The 16739-nt window shown below is 35.5% G+C and carries 11 protein-coding genes and 1 pseudogene; 10 read left to right on the top strand and 2 right to left on the bottom strand.

Features of this window, described 5'->3' with window-relative positions; all coding sequences use genetic code 11:
- Positions 1-8 precede the first annotated feature (8 nt).
- On the top strand, positions 9-1379 hold the full coding sequence (gene rlmD / locus QZR90_RS04105; RefSeq protein WP_295789072.1) for a 23S rRNA (uracil(1939)-C(5))-methyltransferase RlmD: 1371 nt from the start codon (positions 9-11) through the stop codon (positions 1377-1379).
- 95 nt (positions 1380-1474) lie between these two features.
- Positions 1475-1651 (top strand): hypothetical protein, encoded by a 177-nt coding sequence (locus QZR90_RS04100; RefSeq protein ID WP_295789071.1) that lies wholly within the window; start codon positions 1475-1477, stop codon positions 1649-1651.
- A gap of 156 nt (positions 1652-1807) precedes the next feature.
- Here QZR90_RS04100 and QZR90_RS04095 read toward each other — a convergent pair whose 3' ends face one another.
- On the bottom strand, positions 1808-2605 hold the full coding sequence (locus tag QZR90_RS04095) for an HpcH/HpaI aldolase/citrate lyase family protein (RefSeq protein ID WP_295789069.1): 798 nt from the start codon (positions 2603-2605) through the stop codon (positions 1808-1810).
- Positions 2606-3459: 854 nt separating this feature from the next.
- Here QZR90_RS04095 and QZR90_RS04090 point away from each other — a divergent pair.
- Entirely contained in the window at positions 3460-6945 is a 3486-nt protein-coding gene (locus QZR90_RS04090) for an S-layer homology domain-containing protein (RefSeq protein WP_295789066.1), read from the top strand.
- A 237-nt stretch (positions 6946-7182) separates the two neighbouring features.
- On the opposite strand, the gene QZR90_RS04085 is transcribed toward QZR90_RS04090, so the two are convergent.
- Positions 7183-7839 carry a hypothetical protein gene (locus QZR90_RS04085; protein ID WP_295789064.1) on the bottom strand — a complete coding sequence of 219 codons (657 nt, stop codon included), beginning with the start codon at positions 7837-7839 and terminating at the stop codon, positions 7183-7185.
- Between the two features lie 443 nt (positions 7840-8282).
- Here QZR90_RS04085 and QZR90_RS04080 point away from each other — a divergent pair, with 443 nt between their 5' ends.
- The 7 genes and pseudogenes from QZR90_RS04080 to QZR90_RS04050 all read left to right on the top strand — a co-directional run bounded on the left by QZR90_RS04080 (position 8283) and on the right by QZR90_RS04050 (position 16713).
- Positions 8283-9623 carry an FAD-dependent oxidoreductase gene (locus QZR90_RS04080; RefSeq protein WP_295789062.1) on the top strand — a complete coding sequence of 447 codons (1341 nt, stop codon included), beginning with the start codon at positions 8283-8285 and terminating at the stop codon, positions 9621-9623.
- Between the two features lie 802 nt (positions 9624-10425).
- A pseudogene (locus tag QZR90_RS04075) lies at positions 10426-11367 on the top strand (LLM class flavin-dependent oxidoreductase); the annotation flags it as partial.
- Positions 11368-11676: 309 nt separating this feature from the next.
- Positions 11677-12537 (top strand): PhzF family phenazine biosynthesis protein, encoded by an 861-nt coding sequence (locus tag QZR90_RS04070; RefSeq protein ID WP_295789059.1) that lies wholly within the window; start codon positions 11677-11679, stop codon positions 12535-12537.
- On the top strand, positions 12534-13883 hold the full coding sequence (locus QZR90_RS04065; protein WP_295789057.1) for a hypothetical protein: 1350 nt from the start codon (positions 12534-12536) through the stop codon (positions 13881-13883). The genes QZR90_RS04070 and QZR90_RS04065 overlap by 4 nt, the downstream gene beginning before the upstream one ends.
- Positions 13884-14166: 283 nt before the next feature.
- Complete coding sequence (locus QZR90_RS04060; protein ID WP_295789056.1) at positions 14167-14832, top strand: TerC family protein; 666 nt, start codon at positions 14167-14169, stop codon at positions 14830-14832.
- A gap of 337 nt (positions 14833-15169) precedes the next feature.
- The gene (locus QZR90_RS04055) at positions 15170-15613 is read left to right on the top strand and encodes an Rrf2 family transcriptional regulator (RefSeq protein ID WP_295789055.1); all 444 of its coding nucleotides are present in this window, start codon (positions 15170-15172) and stop codon (positions 15611-15613) included.
- A gap of 182 nt (positions 15614-15795) precedes the next feature.
- A complete protein-coding gene (locus tag QZR90_RS04050; RefSeq protein ID WP_295789054.1) occupies positions 15796-16713 on the top strand; it encodes a DUF535 family protein in 918 nt (305 codons plus the stop codon).
- Positions 16714-16739: the final 26 nt, after the last annotated feature.

Below are 16739 nucleotides of genomic sequence, written 5' to 3'. Positions count from 1 at the left end.
TTATAACAATGAAGTCAATTGTACCTGTGGAAAAGGGTCAAGTCTATGAAGTGCGCATTAATGGTTTAGGTAATAGCGGTGAAGGCGTAGGCCGATATGAAGGCTTTACTGTGTTTGTTCCTTTTGCGTTACCTGAAGAAGTAGTAAAAGTGCGCATTGATTTAGTAAAGAAGAAGTATGCTACGGGCAAGATTGTAGAGATTTTAGAAGCCTCGCCGCATCGCATTACACCAGATTGCCCTGTATATGGCATTTGTGGTGGCTGTCAGTTGCAACATGTAAGCTATGAAGAGCAATTGCGTTTGAAGACTCAAAAAGTGCGTGATATTATGGAGCGCATTGGTCAGACAAATCCCGATGTAGTTCTACCTACTTTAGGACCTACTACGCCGTGGCATTATCGCAATAAAATGCAAATTCCTGTAGGTGGTCGTGCAGGCAGGGCGGAGCTTGGCTTTTATGCCATGGGGTCACATTCTATTGTGCCTTGCGTAGATTGTAAAATCCAGGATGAAGGGAATAATAAAATGGCTCAAGTCTGTGAGCGACTCATCAATGAAAGTGGCCTTGAACCATATAATGAAGTAACCGGTGAAGGGGAGATTCGCCATATTATTGGCCGCATTGGTAAAAATGGGTGGATGCTTATTATCGTGTCAACGAAGTCTTCCTTAGCGAATAAAGACCATTGGATTAGCACGATTCGAGCTGAAATGCCTGAAGTGAAAAGCATTGTGTTGAATCATAATCCGAAGAAAACCAATGTTATTATGGGGGCAGATTGTACCTTACTTTGGGGCGATAATACGATTAGTGATACTATTGATACATTGGAGTTTCGTTTGTCACCGCACTCATTTTTCCAAGTGAATCCAGAGCAAACCAATGTATTATATAAAAAGGCACTAGAGTATGCTAATCTTACTGGCTATGAAACAGTCATTGATGCATATTGTGGCACAGGGACGATTTCCTTGTTCTTAGCGCAAAAGGCAAAGCATGTGATTGGTATTGAAATTGTAGAGCCTGCCATCGTCGATGCTAAGGCTAATGCAGCGCGAAATAATATTACTAATGCAGAGTTTATTGCTGCTGATGCAGCTAAGGAAATGCCAGCCCTTGTAAAACGAGGCGTTAAATCCGATGTTATTGTCTTTGATCCAATCCGTGCTGGTTGCAAAGAAGAAGTCCTAAAAGCAGCAGCTACCATGAAACCGGAGCGAATCGTATACGTGTCTTGTAACCCTGCATCCATGGCTAGAGATATTGTAGTCCTACGAGAACTTGGCTATGAAGTACAAGACGTGCAGCCTGTGGATATGTTCCCACAAACAAGCCATTGTGAGGCGGTAGCGTTATTACAGCGAGTAAACATGTAAAATTCATGTGTTTTAAATTATAAATAGTTAGAAATAGTATTACTTAAAATTGAGCAATGTGAAGATTTATGATGGAAATATAAATTTGAGGTACTATGATGTTAAAAGGTATCATTTTTTTACTATTTGGAGTAGGACTAGTTTTAATGATTCCCAAATATGTGAATCGATATAAAGCAGAAAAGAATATAGAAAACTTGCTGATACTTTTAGGGCTTATATTAGTAGGAATTTCTAGTATAGCTTTAAGTATCAATGAGCTTAACTTTTAATAGAAGATAGTAGAAAATAACTGTTGAGATGTCATCAAAGTGATGTATCTCAACAGTTATTTTAGTTTGATTATGATTTATTACAGTACTAGTATATAGTCATATAAAAAACAGCCCCTTATATAAGGGGCTGTTTTTCTGTATAAATCTAATTTTTTACTTCTCAATATAACTCTTAAATGCTTCTAAGTTTTCATCCACAACTTTTGCCAAGAGTTCTGTATCAGCGCCAATGCCAATGAAGCTTGCACCATAATCAGCAAAGCGTTTAGCTTGTTCTGGTGTACCTGCAATAGTACCAACTGGCACATTATGTTCACGGATACGTTTGATAGCATATTCCATAGCTTCTTCTACTTCTGGATGGAATATATCCACGCCATGGCCCATATCTACAGCGAGATCGATAGGTCCTAAGAATACGCCGCCAATGCCTGGGGTAGTGGCAATAGCATCGAGGTTTTCAATACCTTTTTTACTTTCGATTTGAGGTAAAATGCAGATTTCATCAGCAATGCGTTTAAAATATTCCATTACATCAATGCGACCGTAGCGTGCAGCGCGTACTGCATCGGCACCCATGCCGCGATTGCCACGTGGCGCATAAGATGCCCAATACATAATCTGCTCAGTTTCTTCGCCGCTTTCAACTTTAGGAATAATAATATTTTGAATGCCAGAGTCTAGTAACTGTTTAATGATACCAGTGCCAGCTTCTGGAATACGTACAACTGGGGTTACATTATAAGGTGCTACTGCTCTAGAAATAGCAACTAAGGAATTAATGTCATGAGCACCATGTTCACCATCTACAAACAACCAATCATAGTTGGAAGTTGCTAATACTTCGGCCACATCAGCAGAAGGCATTTCGACTGCCACACCATATTGAAGTTTGCCTTGTTCAATGTTTGCTTTAAATTCATTTTTTAAATAATCTTTTACCATTGCCATAATAATCCTCCTTATAAATAATATGGATTAAAAAATTTAGAAATAATGTGTAATTAGTATATCAATCAATTTACTTATGTACTTTTATATATTTAATAAGTTTGTTTCAGTATATTTACTTACTGTAACTTTATTGTATAACAAAATTAAATTTTATGCAATCTTATTTTTAGAGGTATTAAAAAGAATGTCGATGACATTAACTCCTTCAATGATATCCTTGACATTAATGGTCTCAATGATATCGATTACCTGACTAATGTTAATTTTGATAGTGAGATAGAGAGATACAATAATCAAAATATAGAAGGAAGTCATTAAAATAAAGTAAAATTTTTGTAAAATATAATTTTAATTTTCAGAAAAAGAGAGATAAATTTGATAGTTTTCTCTTGATTATAATATAATATCAATTATGAAAATTAAATGAACGCTATCAAAATATGAAAGTTTTATAAATCAAATTTTACAATTTAATTAGAGGAGGATATGATAAATACTTTAAATACACATTAATTGTACAACAAAAATATTGATACATAATAAGTCCTTTATTTTACTTGATTTTACTTGATCTTCTTGTTTTGATATATATATTATTTTAAGAAATAAATATTAAAAATATAGGTTTTATTGAAAAGAATTATAGCTTTACTAATCATGAAAATTTTATGAAATTTATTGATGATTTATGAAGTTTCCTATGGTATACTGAAAAAAAGAAATGCAAAACTTGGCCTTTAATCAACTTTTAAGTGATATATACTTCATAATATTTTAAATAGAATGCATATGAATTACCCAAAATGTTAATACATCATGTCAGTCACAAGTGAAGAAAGGAGACATGTATTATGAATGGGATTTATAATGTGATTTGGAGTAAGGTAAAACAACGTTTTGTGGTCGTATCAGAGCTGGTTCATAGCTGTACTAAACACTCTGGGCGCCGTGCCACGAGGAAAATGGCGACTGTTCTAGCGGTGTTAGCTTTGACTGCTAGTGCAGGGAGCTTAGCAGAAGCCGCTACTAATGGAGAGTGGACAACAGGTGTTGATGGAAATGGTAATTTTACGGCTCATATTGATACAGCCAATACCATGGGGGCTAGTGCGAAAACAAATACTGTGTTAGGTGATGGAAATACAGTAAATACTAGTAGCAATGATATTACTGGTGATAATAACACATTAGGTTCTGGGACTGGTAGTGATTATGTTATTGGTGATAGCAATGAGATAAAAAATTTAAGATCATCGTGGGTTATAGGTAATGCCAATAAAATATATACCAATGATAAGTATTATGGTGCAAGTAACTCACTTATCTTAGGTAGTAATAATACATCAACCGAAGAAATCAATAGCACCATTTTTATAGGCAATAAAAATAAGGTAACAGATTATATTAAGGACTCTGTTGCTATTGGTAGTGGCATGGAGTTTGGTAAACGATCGGATAATTCTGTTGTAATTGGCAATAACGCAAAAAATGGGGTATTCCCAGAACTTGCATCAAGTAAGTCAAATTTGGTAGGTAGTAATGGTTCCGTTGTAATTGGTGATTCGGCAAGTAATCAGTCGCCATATAGCGTAGTTATTGGTGCAAATGCTAAGATGGGGGATAAATGGAGTTCAGCTGGTGTCAGCGTAGTTATTGGGGCTAATGCTACGATTGCGGATGATTCGGCAGATAATATACTGATTGGTTCTAGTAATTCGAAGTATACATATTCTAAAATTGGTACCAATGTAGACTGGGCGATTGCTATGGGTCATCAGGTTGAAATAGGGGATACATCTGATCAGTCCGTAGTTATTGGTGGTACGTCAGCAAGAATTGGTAATAATGCGGCTCATGGCACTGTACTAGGCTCATTCTCTACTATTTCTGATGACACCTGGTTTGGTACAGCTCTAGGATATAGTGCAGAAGTAACCGGTCGATCAAGCTTGGCTATTGGTCATGATGCTCATATTGGTGTAGCTGGTGAACCTGAAAGTAGATATTCACTCGCTATTGGCTATAAGGCAAAACTTGAAAGTGGAGTTGAGAATGCTACGGCAGTGGGGCCAGAATCTAATATTAAAAGTGGTGCCAAAGGTAGTGTGGCAGTAGGTATAAAATCTACTATAGAAAAAGGCTCATTTGGCTCTGTAGCTATAGGATCTAATTCTAATGTTAAAGGAACTAATAATATAGCTATTGGTAGTGGTGCTAAAACAACGACTAAGCCAGGAAACGTTAGTAGTTCTGTAGCACTTGGGAATAGCGCTAAAGTTGAAGTTGGTTATAGTATAGGCTTGGGGAGTAGTGCAGCTATTAGTGAAGTTGCAGAGCGTTCGTCTGTAGTTGGCTATGGTGTAGCTACCAAGAGTAAATATAGTTCGATTTTAGGGGCATCATCTAAAATTGGTTCAAACTCAGATTATTCATTTATTGGTGGCTACAAATCAAGTATTGGAGATAATGTAGATAGAGCAACTCTTATCGGTTCATCGGCTAGCGTAAATAGCATAGGTGGGACTGCCATTGGTTTTGCCACTGCTGTTGATGCAGATACTAATTACAGTGTAGCTTTAGGTCGCAGTAGTAAGGTAAAAGCTGATAATATCTTTACTACTACTAAGCTTACTGAATTTAAAGCAGACTTAGGCTCTTATTATGATAAAAATTGGAATATTTCAAGTGCTGATGGTAGTTATGGTGTTCTTTCTGTAGGTGATAGTAGTGGAAAGCGCCGTATAATTAATGTGTCTAAAGGCCGCATTTCAGCTGATTCCTATGATGCCATTAATGGTAGTCAGATCTATCATTTAACTAATGCTTTAAATGCCCAAATAGCAGCTGCAGGTGGTAGTGTAGCTGCTGGTACGAATGTTGCATCAGTTGCGACAGGCGAGGTAGATGGTAAGAAGGTATACACTGTAAATGCCAAGAATGCCAGTGTCAGTGTGGGCGATAATTTTACTTTAACAACTAAGGAAAATACAACAACGAACATTACCGATTATAATATTAAATTGAAAGATATTGTAACTATTGGTGGCGTAACAGAAGGAAATAATCCAATTAAAATTGATGGTACCGTAGGAGATATTACTGGACTAACTAATAAAACTTTAGATTCTGACGATTTTGCCACTGTTGGTCGAGCTGCTACTGAAGAGCAATTGAAATTAGTTATGTCGGATATAACAGATATTAAAGGCAGTTCGTATCAGGGCTGGAATATAACGGTCAATGATGCAGATAAAACCGCTGTAGGTAGTGATAGTACAGTCGACTTCTCTGGAACTAAAGATGGAGACGGCAATCAAAATATCATTATAAGTAAAGAGGAAAATAAATTATCCTTTGGTCTTAATGATAAAATTACTCTTGGTACGGGTAATACACAAGTTGTAGTGAATGGTAAAGAAGGCTCAGTAAATATAGGCAGTGAAGCAGGTAAGAAAATCGACTTTAACGGTACTACTGGTATTGGTCAAGTAGGTAATATCATTGTGAATGGGGATTCAGGTGAAATTACTGGTTTAACAAATACAACTTTAGATTCTGAAGATTTTGCCACGGTAGGTCGTGCAGCTACAGAAGAACAACTTAAGGGTGTTAACCAACAAGTAACTAATAATAGTGCAGCGATTAATCATTTAGGTGGTCGCGTAAATCAATTGAGCAATCGCATTGATAAAGCTGGTGCAGGCGCTGCAGCTTTAGCGGCTCTTCATCCACTTGATTTTGATCCTGATGATAAATGGGATTTTGTAGCTGGTTATGGTAATTATCGTGGAGAAAATGCAATGGCCTTAGGTGCGTTCTACCGTACGAACGAAGATACTATGTTTAGTGTAGGTGGCACGCTAGGCAATGGCGATAATATGTTTAATGCTGGTATATCGCTCAAATTTGGTCAAGGCAATAATATATCTACAACACGTGTCGCCATGGCTAAAGAAATTAAAGATATGTGCCGTGAAATGGAAGCCATGAAGTCGGCCATGCTTGATTCACATGCAGGACGCAAAATTGACACATCTAAATTACAGCTCTTCCCAGATGTTCCTCAAAATCATTGGGCTTATGAATATGTAGCTACTCTTGCTGGAAATGGTATGATTCAAGGGTATCCAGATGGTACTTATGATGGCAACCGTCCTATGACGCGTTATGAATTTGCTGCTATGCTATATCGTGCGATGTTAAATGGTGCTACTTTATCGGATAAGATTCTTACTGAATTTGCTCCTGAGTTAGAACGATTTACAGTTGACACAGTACATACTGATAAAGATGGCAATCCAACAGTAGAACGTGTACGCGTAGCTCGCCAGAAGTAAGGCTTACATGCATATTGTATATTAAGTATGCTTGAGTATTTAAGTTAAGTATATTAAATGCATTTACTGCATTAAGTATATTAAGTGCATCAAACATTAAGTAGGCTTAATATAAATAAGTTTTAACCTTTCGTGACATAATAAGAACATAATAAAAAGCACTCTCGTCGTAGTTGGCTGTGATGGAAAGAATCCGTCAAAACCAGTAAAGAGAGTGCTTTTTTATAATCTATGAACTTAATTTGTATTAATAATAACATTAGTTAGTTCTTCGTCAGCTTCAAAAGAAACATCTTCTCGTACACCATGGACATAGGCAATGTAGTTTATTTTCTTGGTGCTGTCTCTATTGGTATAATCTATTCGTATATGATAGGTTGTACTTAAATCTGAATCAAGTTCAATATTTTCTTTTTCTATATGATTTTGTACTAGTTTATAAAATTGATAGAATTTTACTCCATTTATTTTTTCATAAGGGAATGCATCAGCTACATCTTCTTTAAGGGGGAGTTTATAAGGTCTATCGTATTCCCATTCAGAAAATAAAAGATTAGTTGTATTATATACATATTTATCAAAATGAGTTGGAGTTGTTGGGTCTTGAACTGTGACTACCATACGATCTTCTGTAGCAAATACATCAAGAATATTTAAGGAGTGGCCTTTAAATTTTTTTTCTTGTGTGAGCTCATTAATAATTCGATCAAGATTTTCGGCACTTTTAAAAACTGTACCAGGACGGCCAAAATAACCTTGTACTTCATATCCCATTTGTAGCGTTGGGATAAATCGTATTTCACCAGTTAAAAACAATAGGCCTATGAATATAATAGGTGATAAAAGAAGTAGATATTTGAGTAAATGAGGTTGTCCTGATTTATTTTTATTCATAAGCAATCTCCTTGTTTCCAACATCAATATATAATTAATAATATTATACAGTATGAGTAACGTTTTAATGTAAAGCCTATGAAAAAGTTTAGTAAAATAATGATATTATTAGTTTATAGTAATACTAGTTGTACTAGTACTGTTTTATTGTATTAAATGAAAATTAATGATATATTTTGCTAAATAATTCTTGTTTAGGATATCTTTTGGTATTACTTGTTTTGGCACTCTTAGTTTAGGACTTGCTTAGTTTGCTATAATAAAGTTATATGGAATCAATTGGAGAATCATTTACTTGCACATTAGAGTGGAATAAGGGCAATCATTTTCAAGACTCTGACTTACGCTGTGCGAAAGGTTTTACTTGGTGCCTAAAGAACATGTAAAGCATGAATTTGGGTATAGATAGAAAAAGAGTAAGCGTGTATTTTAAGGAGGTTTATATGAAACTATATGATATAATTGTAATTGGCTTTGGTAAAGCTGGTAAAACATTAGCAGGAACACTCGCTAAGCAGGGAAAAGCGGTGGCATTAATTGAGAAGGATGCCCATATGTATGGTGGCACTTGTATTAATGTAGGCTGCATACCATCGAAACGGCTAATTACTGATGCGGAATTAGCTCCAAAAGATGATATGACTGCACAGGCTGCTTATTATAAAAAGACAATTGAAGAAAAACGAGCCCTAACTACAGCACTTAGAAAAGCAAATTATGATAAATTAATACAAGCTGGTGTAGATGTTATAGATGGTATGGCTTCCTTTGTTGATGCTACGCATATTATGGTGCAGACTAAAGACCAAGGTGATATTACTTTAGAAGGCAAGCAAATTGTGATTAATACAGGCGCGACACCTATTATGCCGTCTATTGAAGGACTTGCAAGTAGTGACGTGGTATATACGTCTGAAACTTTAATGGACCTTGATATGTTACCTAAAGAACTAATTATCATCGGTGGAGGATATATTGGTTTAGAATTTGCTGCAATGTATGCTAACTTTGGCAGCAAGGTAACTATTGTACAGGATGGGGATGAATTTTTGCCTAGAGAAGATCGTGATATAGCTGAATCAATCGCTACTGTATTGAAATCTAAGCACGTATCTATTGTAAAGGGCGCTAAGATTACACATATTGAAGGGGGCACATTACATTACACAAAACAGGATGGTTCATATACTGTAAGTGGTGATGCGATTTTAGTTGCTACCGGCCGTAGACCGAATACTGACGGCCTTATGGCAGAAAAAGCAGGCATTACACTTACTAAACGTGGTGCCGTAGAAACTGATGAGCACTTGCGTACAAATGTGCCAAACATTTGGGCTGCTGGTGATGTATGTGGGAAGTTACAATTTACTTATATTTCTCTTGATGATTATCGCATTATCTTAGATGATATGAACGGCCAGCAACAGCGTACAATTAATAATCGCGGTGCCTTTTCTTACTCTGTATTTATTGACCCGCCATTTTCTCGAGTTGGCCTTAATGAAATGGAAGCAAAGGCAGCAGGTTTAGATTATAGAGTTGTTACCTTGTCGGCTAATGCCATTCCAAAAGCAAAAGTACTTCGTAAAACAGACGGCATGCTTAAAGCACTAATCGACAATAATAACAAAATCTTAGGTGCGCAATTATTCTGTGCAGAATCACATGAAATGGTCAACTTTATTAAATTGGCCATAGATCAAAACTTAGATTATCAGGTTATTAGAGACTTTATCTTTACACATCCGACTATGTCTGAAAGCTTGAATGACTTATTTGTGTAATTAATTTTTAGTACATATATTTAGTATGTGAATTATAATCGTCCAACACTTTTTGTTATCGTCCAGAAACTCATAAAAATTGGACGATACGTGAGAGGTATTGGACGATTATTTTTTTGCTAAGTAATATAAGAGTTAAGTAGATATATTCTGATTATGCCCTAGACTATCTAGAGCCTCCGTGTTACAAGCTATGAAAACACTTACTGAGGAAGGGGTTATACAGCATTTAGGTTCCGGTCGAGCTACCTACTATATGGCAATTCATACATAGTAATAGACTCAGCAATTTAATAGTCTTAACAGATTTAATAGCATTAATCTATTCAATATATTGAATAGATTTTATAAATTTAATAAGGGATAGGCTTAATAGATATAATCTATATTAAAATAAAAGTAGAAATAAAAATCTATATATTTAGATATTTGAATTTACAATCTTTTATGTTATACTGTAAAAGAAGATAGTGAAGTTGTATTTCTAAGTAAATTACTTATTTTGAGTACATGCTATTTTCTTTTATTTTATAAATATATATGAATGTGCATTCATTTATTTGGCGTAGAAGTTAGATTTAGTTCAACTAAACTAGATTCAGTGACCTTCAGCAAGATTTTACGTGAACTTAGATTAGGTGTATTCCTTTAAAAATAAATTGAATGCTATATAGTAGATGAGAAGAAAAGAGGAAATTTTATGGACGTATCCTTATTAAATTTAGTACCTTTACGAGCTGGACAAGAGTTTAAGTCTGCTGTAGATGATATGGTAACATTAGCATAGCGCACGGAGCGTTATGGATATAGTCGTTACTGGATTGCTGAGCATCATAATATGAAACGATTGGCTAGTAGTGCTACTCAGTTATTAATTCAGAGAACCTTGGCTAACACGGAGACGATTCGCGTTGGTTCTGGCGGCGTAATGCTTCCTAATCATAGTCCTTACCTTGTAGCAGAACAGTATGGGACCTTGGAAGCCTTATATCCTAATCGTGTAGACTTAGGCTTAGGTCGTGCACCAGGTACAGACCAACAAACAGCACGAGCACTTCGTCGTACAGATAATTTATATTCTGATTTTGCTAGTGAATTAAAAGAATTGCGCGGTTATTTTGATGATACTAATGGTGTACATGCATATCCAGCAGCGGGCTTAGATATACCGTTTTATATTTTAGGCTCTAGTACTGATAGTGCTTACTTAGCGGCTCACTTAGGCTTGCCTTATGTATTTGCGGCTCATTTTGCACCGGCTATGATGGAGTCAGCGATTAAAATTTATCGCCATAATTTTGAACCATCTAATTATCTAATTGAACCTTATGTTATTTTATGTGCCAATGCTATTTTAGCGGATACCGATGAGGAAGCAAAGCGATTGGCGACGACTCAGACACAGAGCTTCTTAGGTATTGTAACAGGCAGTCAAGAAGGCTTATTGCCACCTAAAGATTCTGATGACGAAGTATGGGATCATTATGTCGAAGCTAAAATTGCACCTCATTTTGGACCTATTGCCTTTAAAACAGAAGATGTTGTATATCGTGAAAAAGCAGTGGTTAACCAAATGACATCGGTTACTATTGTAGGTAGCCCTGAGACGGCGAAGCAACAATTAGCTGAGTTGCATAGTCGTGCACCATTTGATGAGTTAATGGCGCAAAGTTTGATTTACGATCAAGATGCACAGGCTTATTCCTATAAGCTATTAGCAGATGTTATGAAGGACTTTAAATAAGGATAAGGAAGTTAAAGTTTTCGCTAGCGATTATATATCGCTGCTATATATGAAAAGGGACCAATTGGTCCCTTTTTTGATTTACCTAATAGACAAAGAAGGGCTATTCTCTTATACTGAAAGCATATAAAGCATATAAAACATATAACATATATGAAGCAAATAAAAAATAGTAAATTAAAAAATATGAAGCATATAAAAACTAGTAAGTTATAAATGTATAGTTTAGCTGTGGCGATTACATTTTTAGTTTTAGTCTTTTAATTTATTTTTTGTTTTAAATTTTCAGGTATATAAAGGGGGGATATGATGAAATTTTATATTGTAGATTGTTTTGCTGATGCTAAGTATGAGGGGAATCAATTATTAGTTGTAAAAACAGATAGAATTCTCACCGATGAAGAACAACAAGCTATTGCCAAAGAGATAAATTTCTCTGAGACTACCTTCATACTATCTGACAAGCAAGCTAATGGGGGCTATGATGTAAGAATTTGGACACCGAATGTAGGGGAAGTTCCTTTTGCTGGTCATCCTACCTTGGGAACAGCTCATATTTTACGCACTGAATTTGAACCTAAGGATACGAAGGAAGTAAAGTTAAATTTAAAGGTTGGTCAAATTCCCGTATCTATTCAAGACACTACTTTAACTATGAGTCAAAATCCACCAACCTTTGGTGAATACATTGACAAAGCTGAATTAGCGCCCATTTTTGGCTTAACTGAAGATGACATAGATCCAGAATTTCCTATTCAGTGGGCAAGTACAGGCTTAGAAGCTGTTTTAATTCCCTTAGCGTCGCGTGCTAGTTTAACAAAATTACACATGGAGAAAGAATTATTTAATGCCTATGTGAAAAAGCATCCAGCATGTTATTGTAATCATTTATTCTTTGTAAAAGAAGATGAAAATACGCTGGCAGCTCGTTGTTTAATGGAAGATTTTGTAGAGGATCCTGCTACAGGAAGTGCTAATGGTGATTTAGCAGCTTATATTATTAAGCATAATTATTTCTGTAGTTCACAGGTAGCGTATACAGTTATTCAAGGCGAAGATATGGGGCGTAAGTCTGTGCTTCATGTAAATGCATTATTAGAAAATGGTTCTTGGACTATTAAAGTAGGCGGACAATGCCATACAGTGGCAAGTGGAGAGTGGTATGTGTGACAGAAGAATTACAAATTGAAGAGTTTAATAAGAATCTTGGTCTAGAGCCCTATAATTGGCTCGTTGAATTAGATGATGGCTCCAGTATTTTATGGGATGAGACCGTTGGATATATTGATGTTTATAGCAACTTAGATAGCTTTTTACCCTATGAAACGCCTACCTGGCCTTGGTATGTAGAAGAACGAGATGGGGTAAAAGTTTCGCGAACTGATATAGAGCGAGATCTAGCTGATGCAACAGATAAAGAGGCGCAACCTTTAGGTGGGCGATGGAAAATTGTTAAGGAACAGTGGTTACGCATACATCGTAATGGTTTAGTGGAGATCCAAAGTGTTTCTGAATCAGCTGATTTTGATGTGGAACGTAATCATATAGTAGAGCTTTCATTATCTAAAGAACGAACACAGCTTATTTTTTATGTAATTGCTTATTTTATAAATCATCATCGTGAAGGCATAGCAGATTTAAGTTCCGGCCAATGGAGGATTGACTTAGTTAAGGACGATAAGTCACATCGGCAAATTAGTGGCTCTTTACCTGTAGTGCCACAGCCTGTACTATATGGTGCCACCGTATCTCAAGCACTGCGAGAGCTTATTGGTTATGATAATTTGCTACTTTTTGATGGTGCCCCTGATGTGATTGAATCATTAGATTTAAAATATATTTCTAAGTCTAGCGATGCATCTTGTTATACTGAATCGCTATCCATAAGTCGCAAGGATATGGAAGTTATTTATGAGACAAAACAAGAGCCCCTTAAGCCAGCCAGTATTTATTTTAAGGAAGAGGATACGGGCCTTATATCAATAAAGAATCGAGTTTTGGTACATGAGCTCTTAGAAGAAATTGACTCTTTAGATTTTTTTACCATGCCACAGCCTGGTAAGTATATGCAGGTGGAAGGTCAAGAACGTACCTATAGTTTGCGAGTGCGCAGTAAATCTGGCAAAGAATTCTTTTGTACTGGGGAATTTCACCGACTTGGTTTGCCACCAGAATGGCCTGATTTTGTTTCCATTTTAGAGGGGATTGTAGGGTCTAAGATAAAATTGGGACATATTGTACATGAGAAACTTTATGAGTATCGACCTATGCCTGATAGGGACGTGCAATTTTGTATGGTACGATTTCCTTTTGCAGGGCAGGATTATACATATCTATGTAATGATGAAATTATACAAGCCGGTGATACTGTAAGTGCCCCTTTAGGACCAGACAATACGCCTACAGAAGGTATGGTTGTTAATGTGTTTAAAGCACATCCTAAGGAAGCACCATATCCCTATGAAAAAATCAAATCGATATTTTGTAAAATAGCAGCTGAAGATAAAGAAGTATAATTAAGTTAGACAATAAATTTGGAATAAAAGTAAATTATCACGTAGCTAAAAATAAGCAAAGAAAAGTAAGTTAGTACGTAATGCCAAAGAATAAGTAAATAAGCCAATTAAACTTAAGTAATAAATAAACTTTCTAATTCATCATCGGAATAAAAAATTTAAATATAAAGAATCTGCCACTTATAGTAGAGAAAAAACTGAGAAAGGTCTATAATGTAACAATGACTTAAGATCTAAATCGTCTTTGAGTTCTAATCGTATATGTGAGGAGATGGATTGTTGTATGGAATTTTTAGAATTAGCTACGTGGATTGCCATAGGTAAAATTATTGTGGTGGATATCTTACTAGCTGGTGATAATGCAGTTGTTATTGGCATGGCAGTTAGTAAATTAAGACCAGAATTGCAAAAGCGTGCTATTTTGTGGGGCACATTCGGTGCGATTGCGTTGCGCTTTTTATTTGCTACCATTTTGATGGAAGCTTTATCTTTAATTCCAGCCCTTCACTTAATTGGCGGTTTAGTACTTCTTTGGATTTCCATTCACTTACTAAAAGGTGATGAGGAAGACGCTAATATTGAAAGTAAAGATTCCCTTCGCGGGGCCATCATTACCATTATTATGGCCGATGCAATGATGAGTATTGATAATGTTCTTGGCGTTGTAGCTGCCGCAGGTGGCCATTTGGAATTTGTCATTGTGGGCATGTTAATTACTGTGCCACTTCTTATTTTTGGGTCAGCTATATTTGCCAAAGTTATTGAACGTTATCCGCTCATTTTATGGGCTGGCGGCTCTTTATTGGGTTGGGTTTCAGGGGAAATGATTGTAGAAGACCCATTATTAATTCCTTATATTGATGGCTATCAACTAGCTATTAAAATTGGCGCGGTTCTATTTGTTGTTGTAGTGGCTCTATTAATCAGAAAAAGCCGCAAGAAAGCATAGAAAGCTAAGAACCCATAGAACGTTAAGAATACATAGTATAATCTGTTGTATAAGATTATAAAAGTAATGTAATATAATTGAATAAAAATAAGAGCTGTAATTGAGCAGGTAGTTAATTGATTAAGATAACTTACTCTAGGGATTACAGCTTTTTATTTAAATATTTCTTGTAATAATTGTTATTTCAACTTATAATAAGATTAATACAGAGGTATAGAAGTATAAGCTCTTATGTGTAGAGTTCTACTTATGCTGATTAGGTGTAGTTGTTAGGGGCATAGTAAAGCTAAGAATGTTTTATACAAGTGTATAGATTATAATTAAGGGGGTCATTTATTTGCAAATCTCAAGCCGTTTTACTATTGCCGTACATATTTTTACTTGTATTGCTATTGCAGAAAAAAATTATAAAGTTACGAGCAAATTTTTAGCAGGTAGTATTAATGTAAATCCTGTTATCATTCGCAATATTGTGCTCATGTTAAAAGCTAAAGGTCTTGTTAATTCTAAGCAGGGAAGTTCAGGTATTTCTATTGCAAAATGTCCAACAGAGATTACTTTATTGGATATATTTAATGCAGTAGAATCGCTAGATAATGGACAGCTTTTTAGTTTTCATGAAAATCCAGCTAAGGATTGCCCGGTGGGGCGCAATATTCATGTAGCCTTAGATCATCATCTCGTAGATATTCAAAAGGCCTTAGAGGATAAACTGGCTAGTATTACAATTGATTCTATTATTAAAGAAGCAGAAGCAGCTATAGCTGCTGAAGAAGTATAAAGTAACAAACTGTCTTCGTTTTTATATGATTGAAAACATATAAAGGGAGACAGTTTTTCTATTTTGAAATATAGCTTAGTTGATAGTTATTTTCTTAAATTCGTGTTAAAATATATAAGAAACCCTTTTTTAAGAATGGGTTTTAGAAGTATGAAGTAGTGCAAGTGAGGAGTTTTGGTTTTATGTTTTCTTATGGGAAAAGACAGTGGTCATTAGGCAAAGATATTTATGGAAATGGTAATTGGCGTCAAAAACGGCGAATTACTCTTTTTGTAGGTCGCTCCTATAAGAATCGTAAGCAAGTCGTGGGATTACGAAATTTTTTTAAAGGGTATACGATTTTACCTAATTTATTAAAACGTCATGAAGGTATTCATGAAGTTATTAATCGCGTATTCTTATATAAAAATTCGTCGGCCCAGGAACGTTTAGATGCATTAAAAGATCATTTCACTATGTTGCCTAAGTATTTTTCTGTTCCAGCCATACAAGCAATGTATAATAATGACCGTAGTAAGGCTGTAGAAATTTGGTCGGATGAAGAACTGGGTTTACATGGAGACATTTGGTTTGATACAGGGCAACGGAAAGAGGGCTTTTTAAGTTTATTTTTCCGTTATGAAGACAAAGGCTTATATCATATTAACTTTAGACTAGGTCATGGATTTAATGGTGAACCATGTATATGGATTGGTACGATTCAAGGCTATAAAGATGGTCTTGATGCAGCTAAAAAAATCACTAAGAAAATGCATGGATACAGACCGAAGAATTTTATATTCTTTTTAATGCGTCAACTCACTAAAGCTATGGGGATTCAATCCTTATATGCCGTATCTGATGAGGGCTTTTATACCAATAGTCATTTAATTCGTATTAACCGCTCAAAAAAGGTGAAGTTTGATCCATTTTGGCAGGAGTTAGGTGGCACTGTTTGCCCAGAAGATAGTCGTTTTTATCGCATTCCGTTAGAAGAAGAGCGAAAGACTTATGATGAGATGAAAACACATAAGCGCAATATGTACCGAAAGCGGTATGATATGTTAGACTCCTATATAACTGCTATAGATACATTAAATGCAAGTTATTTAATAAAATAAAAATATATACTTTTAGAATTGAGGTG

The sequence above is a fragment of the uncultured Veillonella sp. genome, from assembly GCF_900545795.1.
Taxonomy (GTDB): Bacteria; Bacillota; Negativicutes; order Veillonellales; family Veillonellaceae; genus Veillonella_A.
This window is presented reverse-complemented; position numbering and strand designations above follow the sequence as displayed.

What these genes read in the sequence shown, in the direction of transcription:
- rlmD (WP_295789072.1), top strand. Translation starts at nt 9, where the DNA reads ATGAAGTCAATTGTACCTGTGGAAAAGGGTCAAGTCTATGAAGTGCGC.
- QZR90_RS04100 (WP_295789071.1), top strand. Translation starts at nt 1,475, where the DNA reads ATGATGTTAAAAGGTATCATTTTTTTACTATTTGGAGTAGGACTAGTT.
- QZR90_RS04095 (WP_295789069.1), bottom strand. Translation starts at nt 2,605, where the DNA reads ATGGCAATGGTAAAAGATTATTTAAAAAATGAATTTAAAGCAAACATT.
- QZR90_RS04090 (WP_295789066.1), top strand. Translation starts at nt 3,460, where the DNA reads ATGAATGGGATTTATAATGTGATTTGGAGTAAGGTAAAACAACGTTTT.
- QZR90_RS04085 (WP_295789064.1), bottom strand. Translation starts at nt 7,839, where the DNA reads ATGAATAAAAATAAATCAGGACAACCTCATTTACTCAAATATCTACTT.
- QZR90_RS04080 (WP_295789062.1), top strand. Translation starts at nt 8,283, where the DNA reads ATGAAACTATATGATATAATTGTAATTGGCTTTGGTAAAGCTGGTAAA.
- QZR90_RS04070 (WP_295789059.1), top strand. Translation starts at nt 11,677, where the DNA reads ATGAAATTTTATATTGTAGATTGTTTTGCTGATGCTAAGTATGAGGGG.
- QZR90_RS04060 (WP_295789056.1), top strand. Translation starts at nt 14,167, where the DNA reads ATGGAATTTTTAGAATTAGCTACGTGGATTGCCATAGGTAAAATTATT.
- QZR90_RS04050 (WP_295789054.1), top strand. Translation starts at nt 15,796, where the DNA reads ATGTTTTCTTATGGGAAAAGACAGTGGTCATTAGGCAAAGATATTTAT.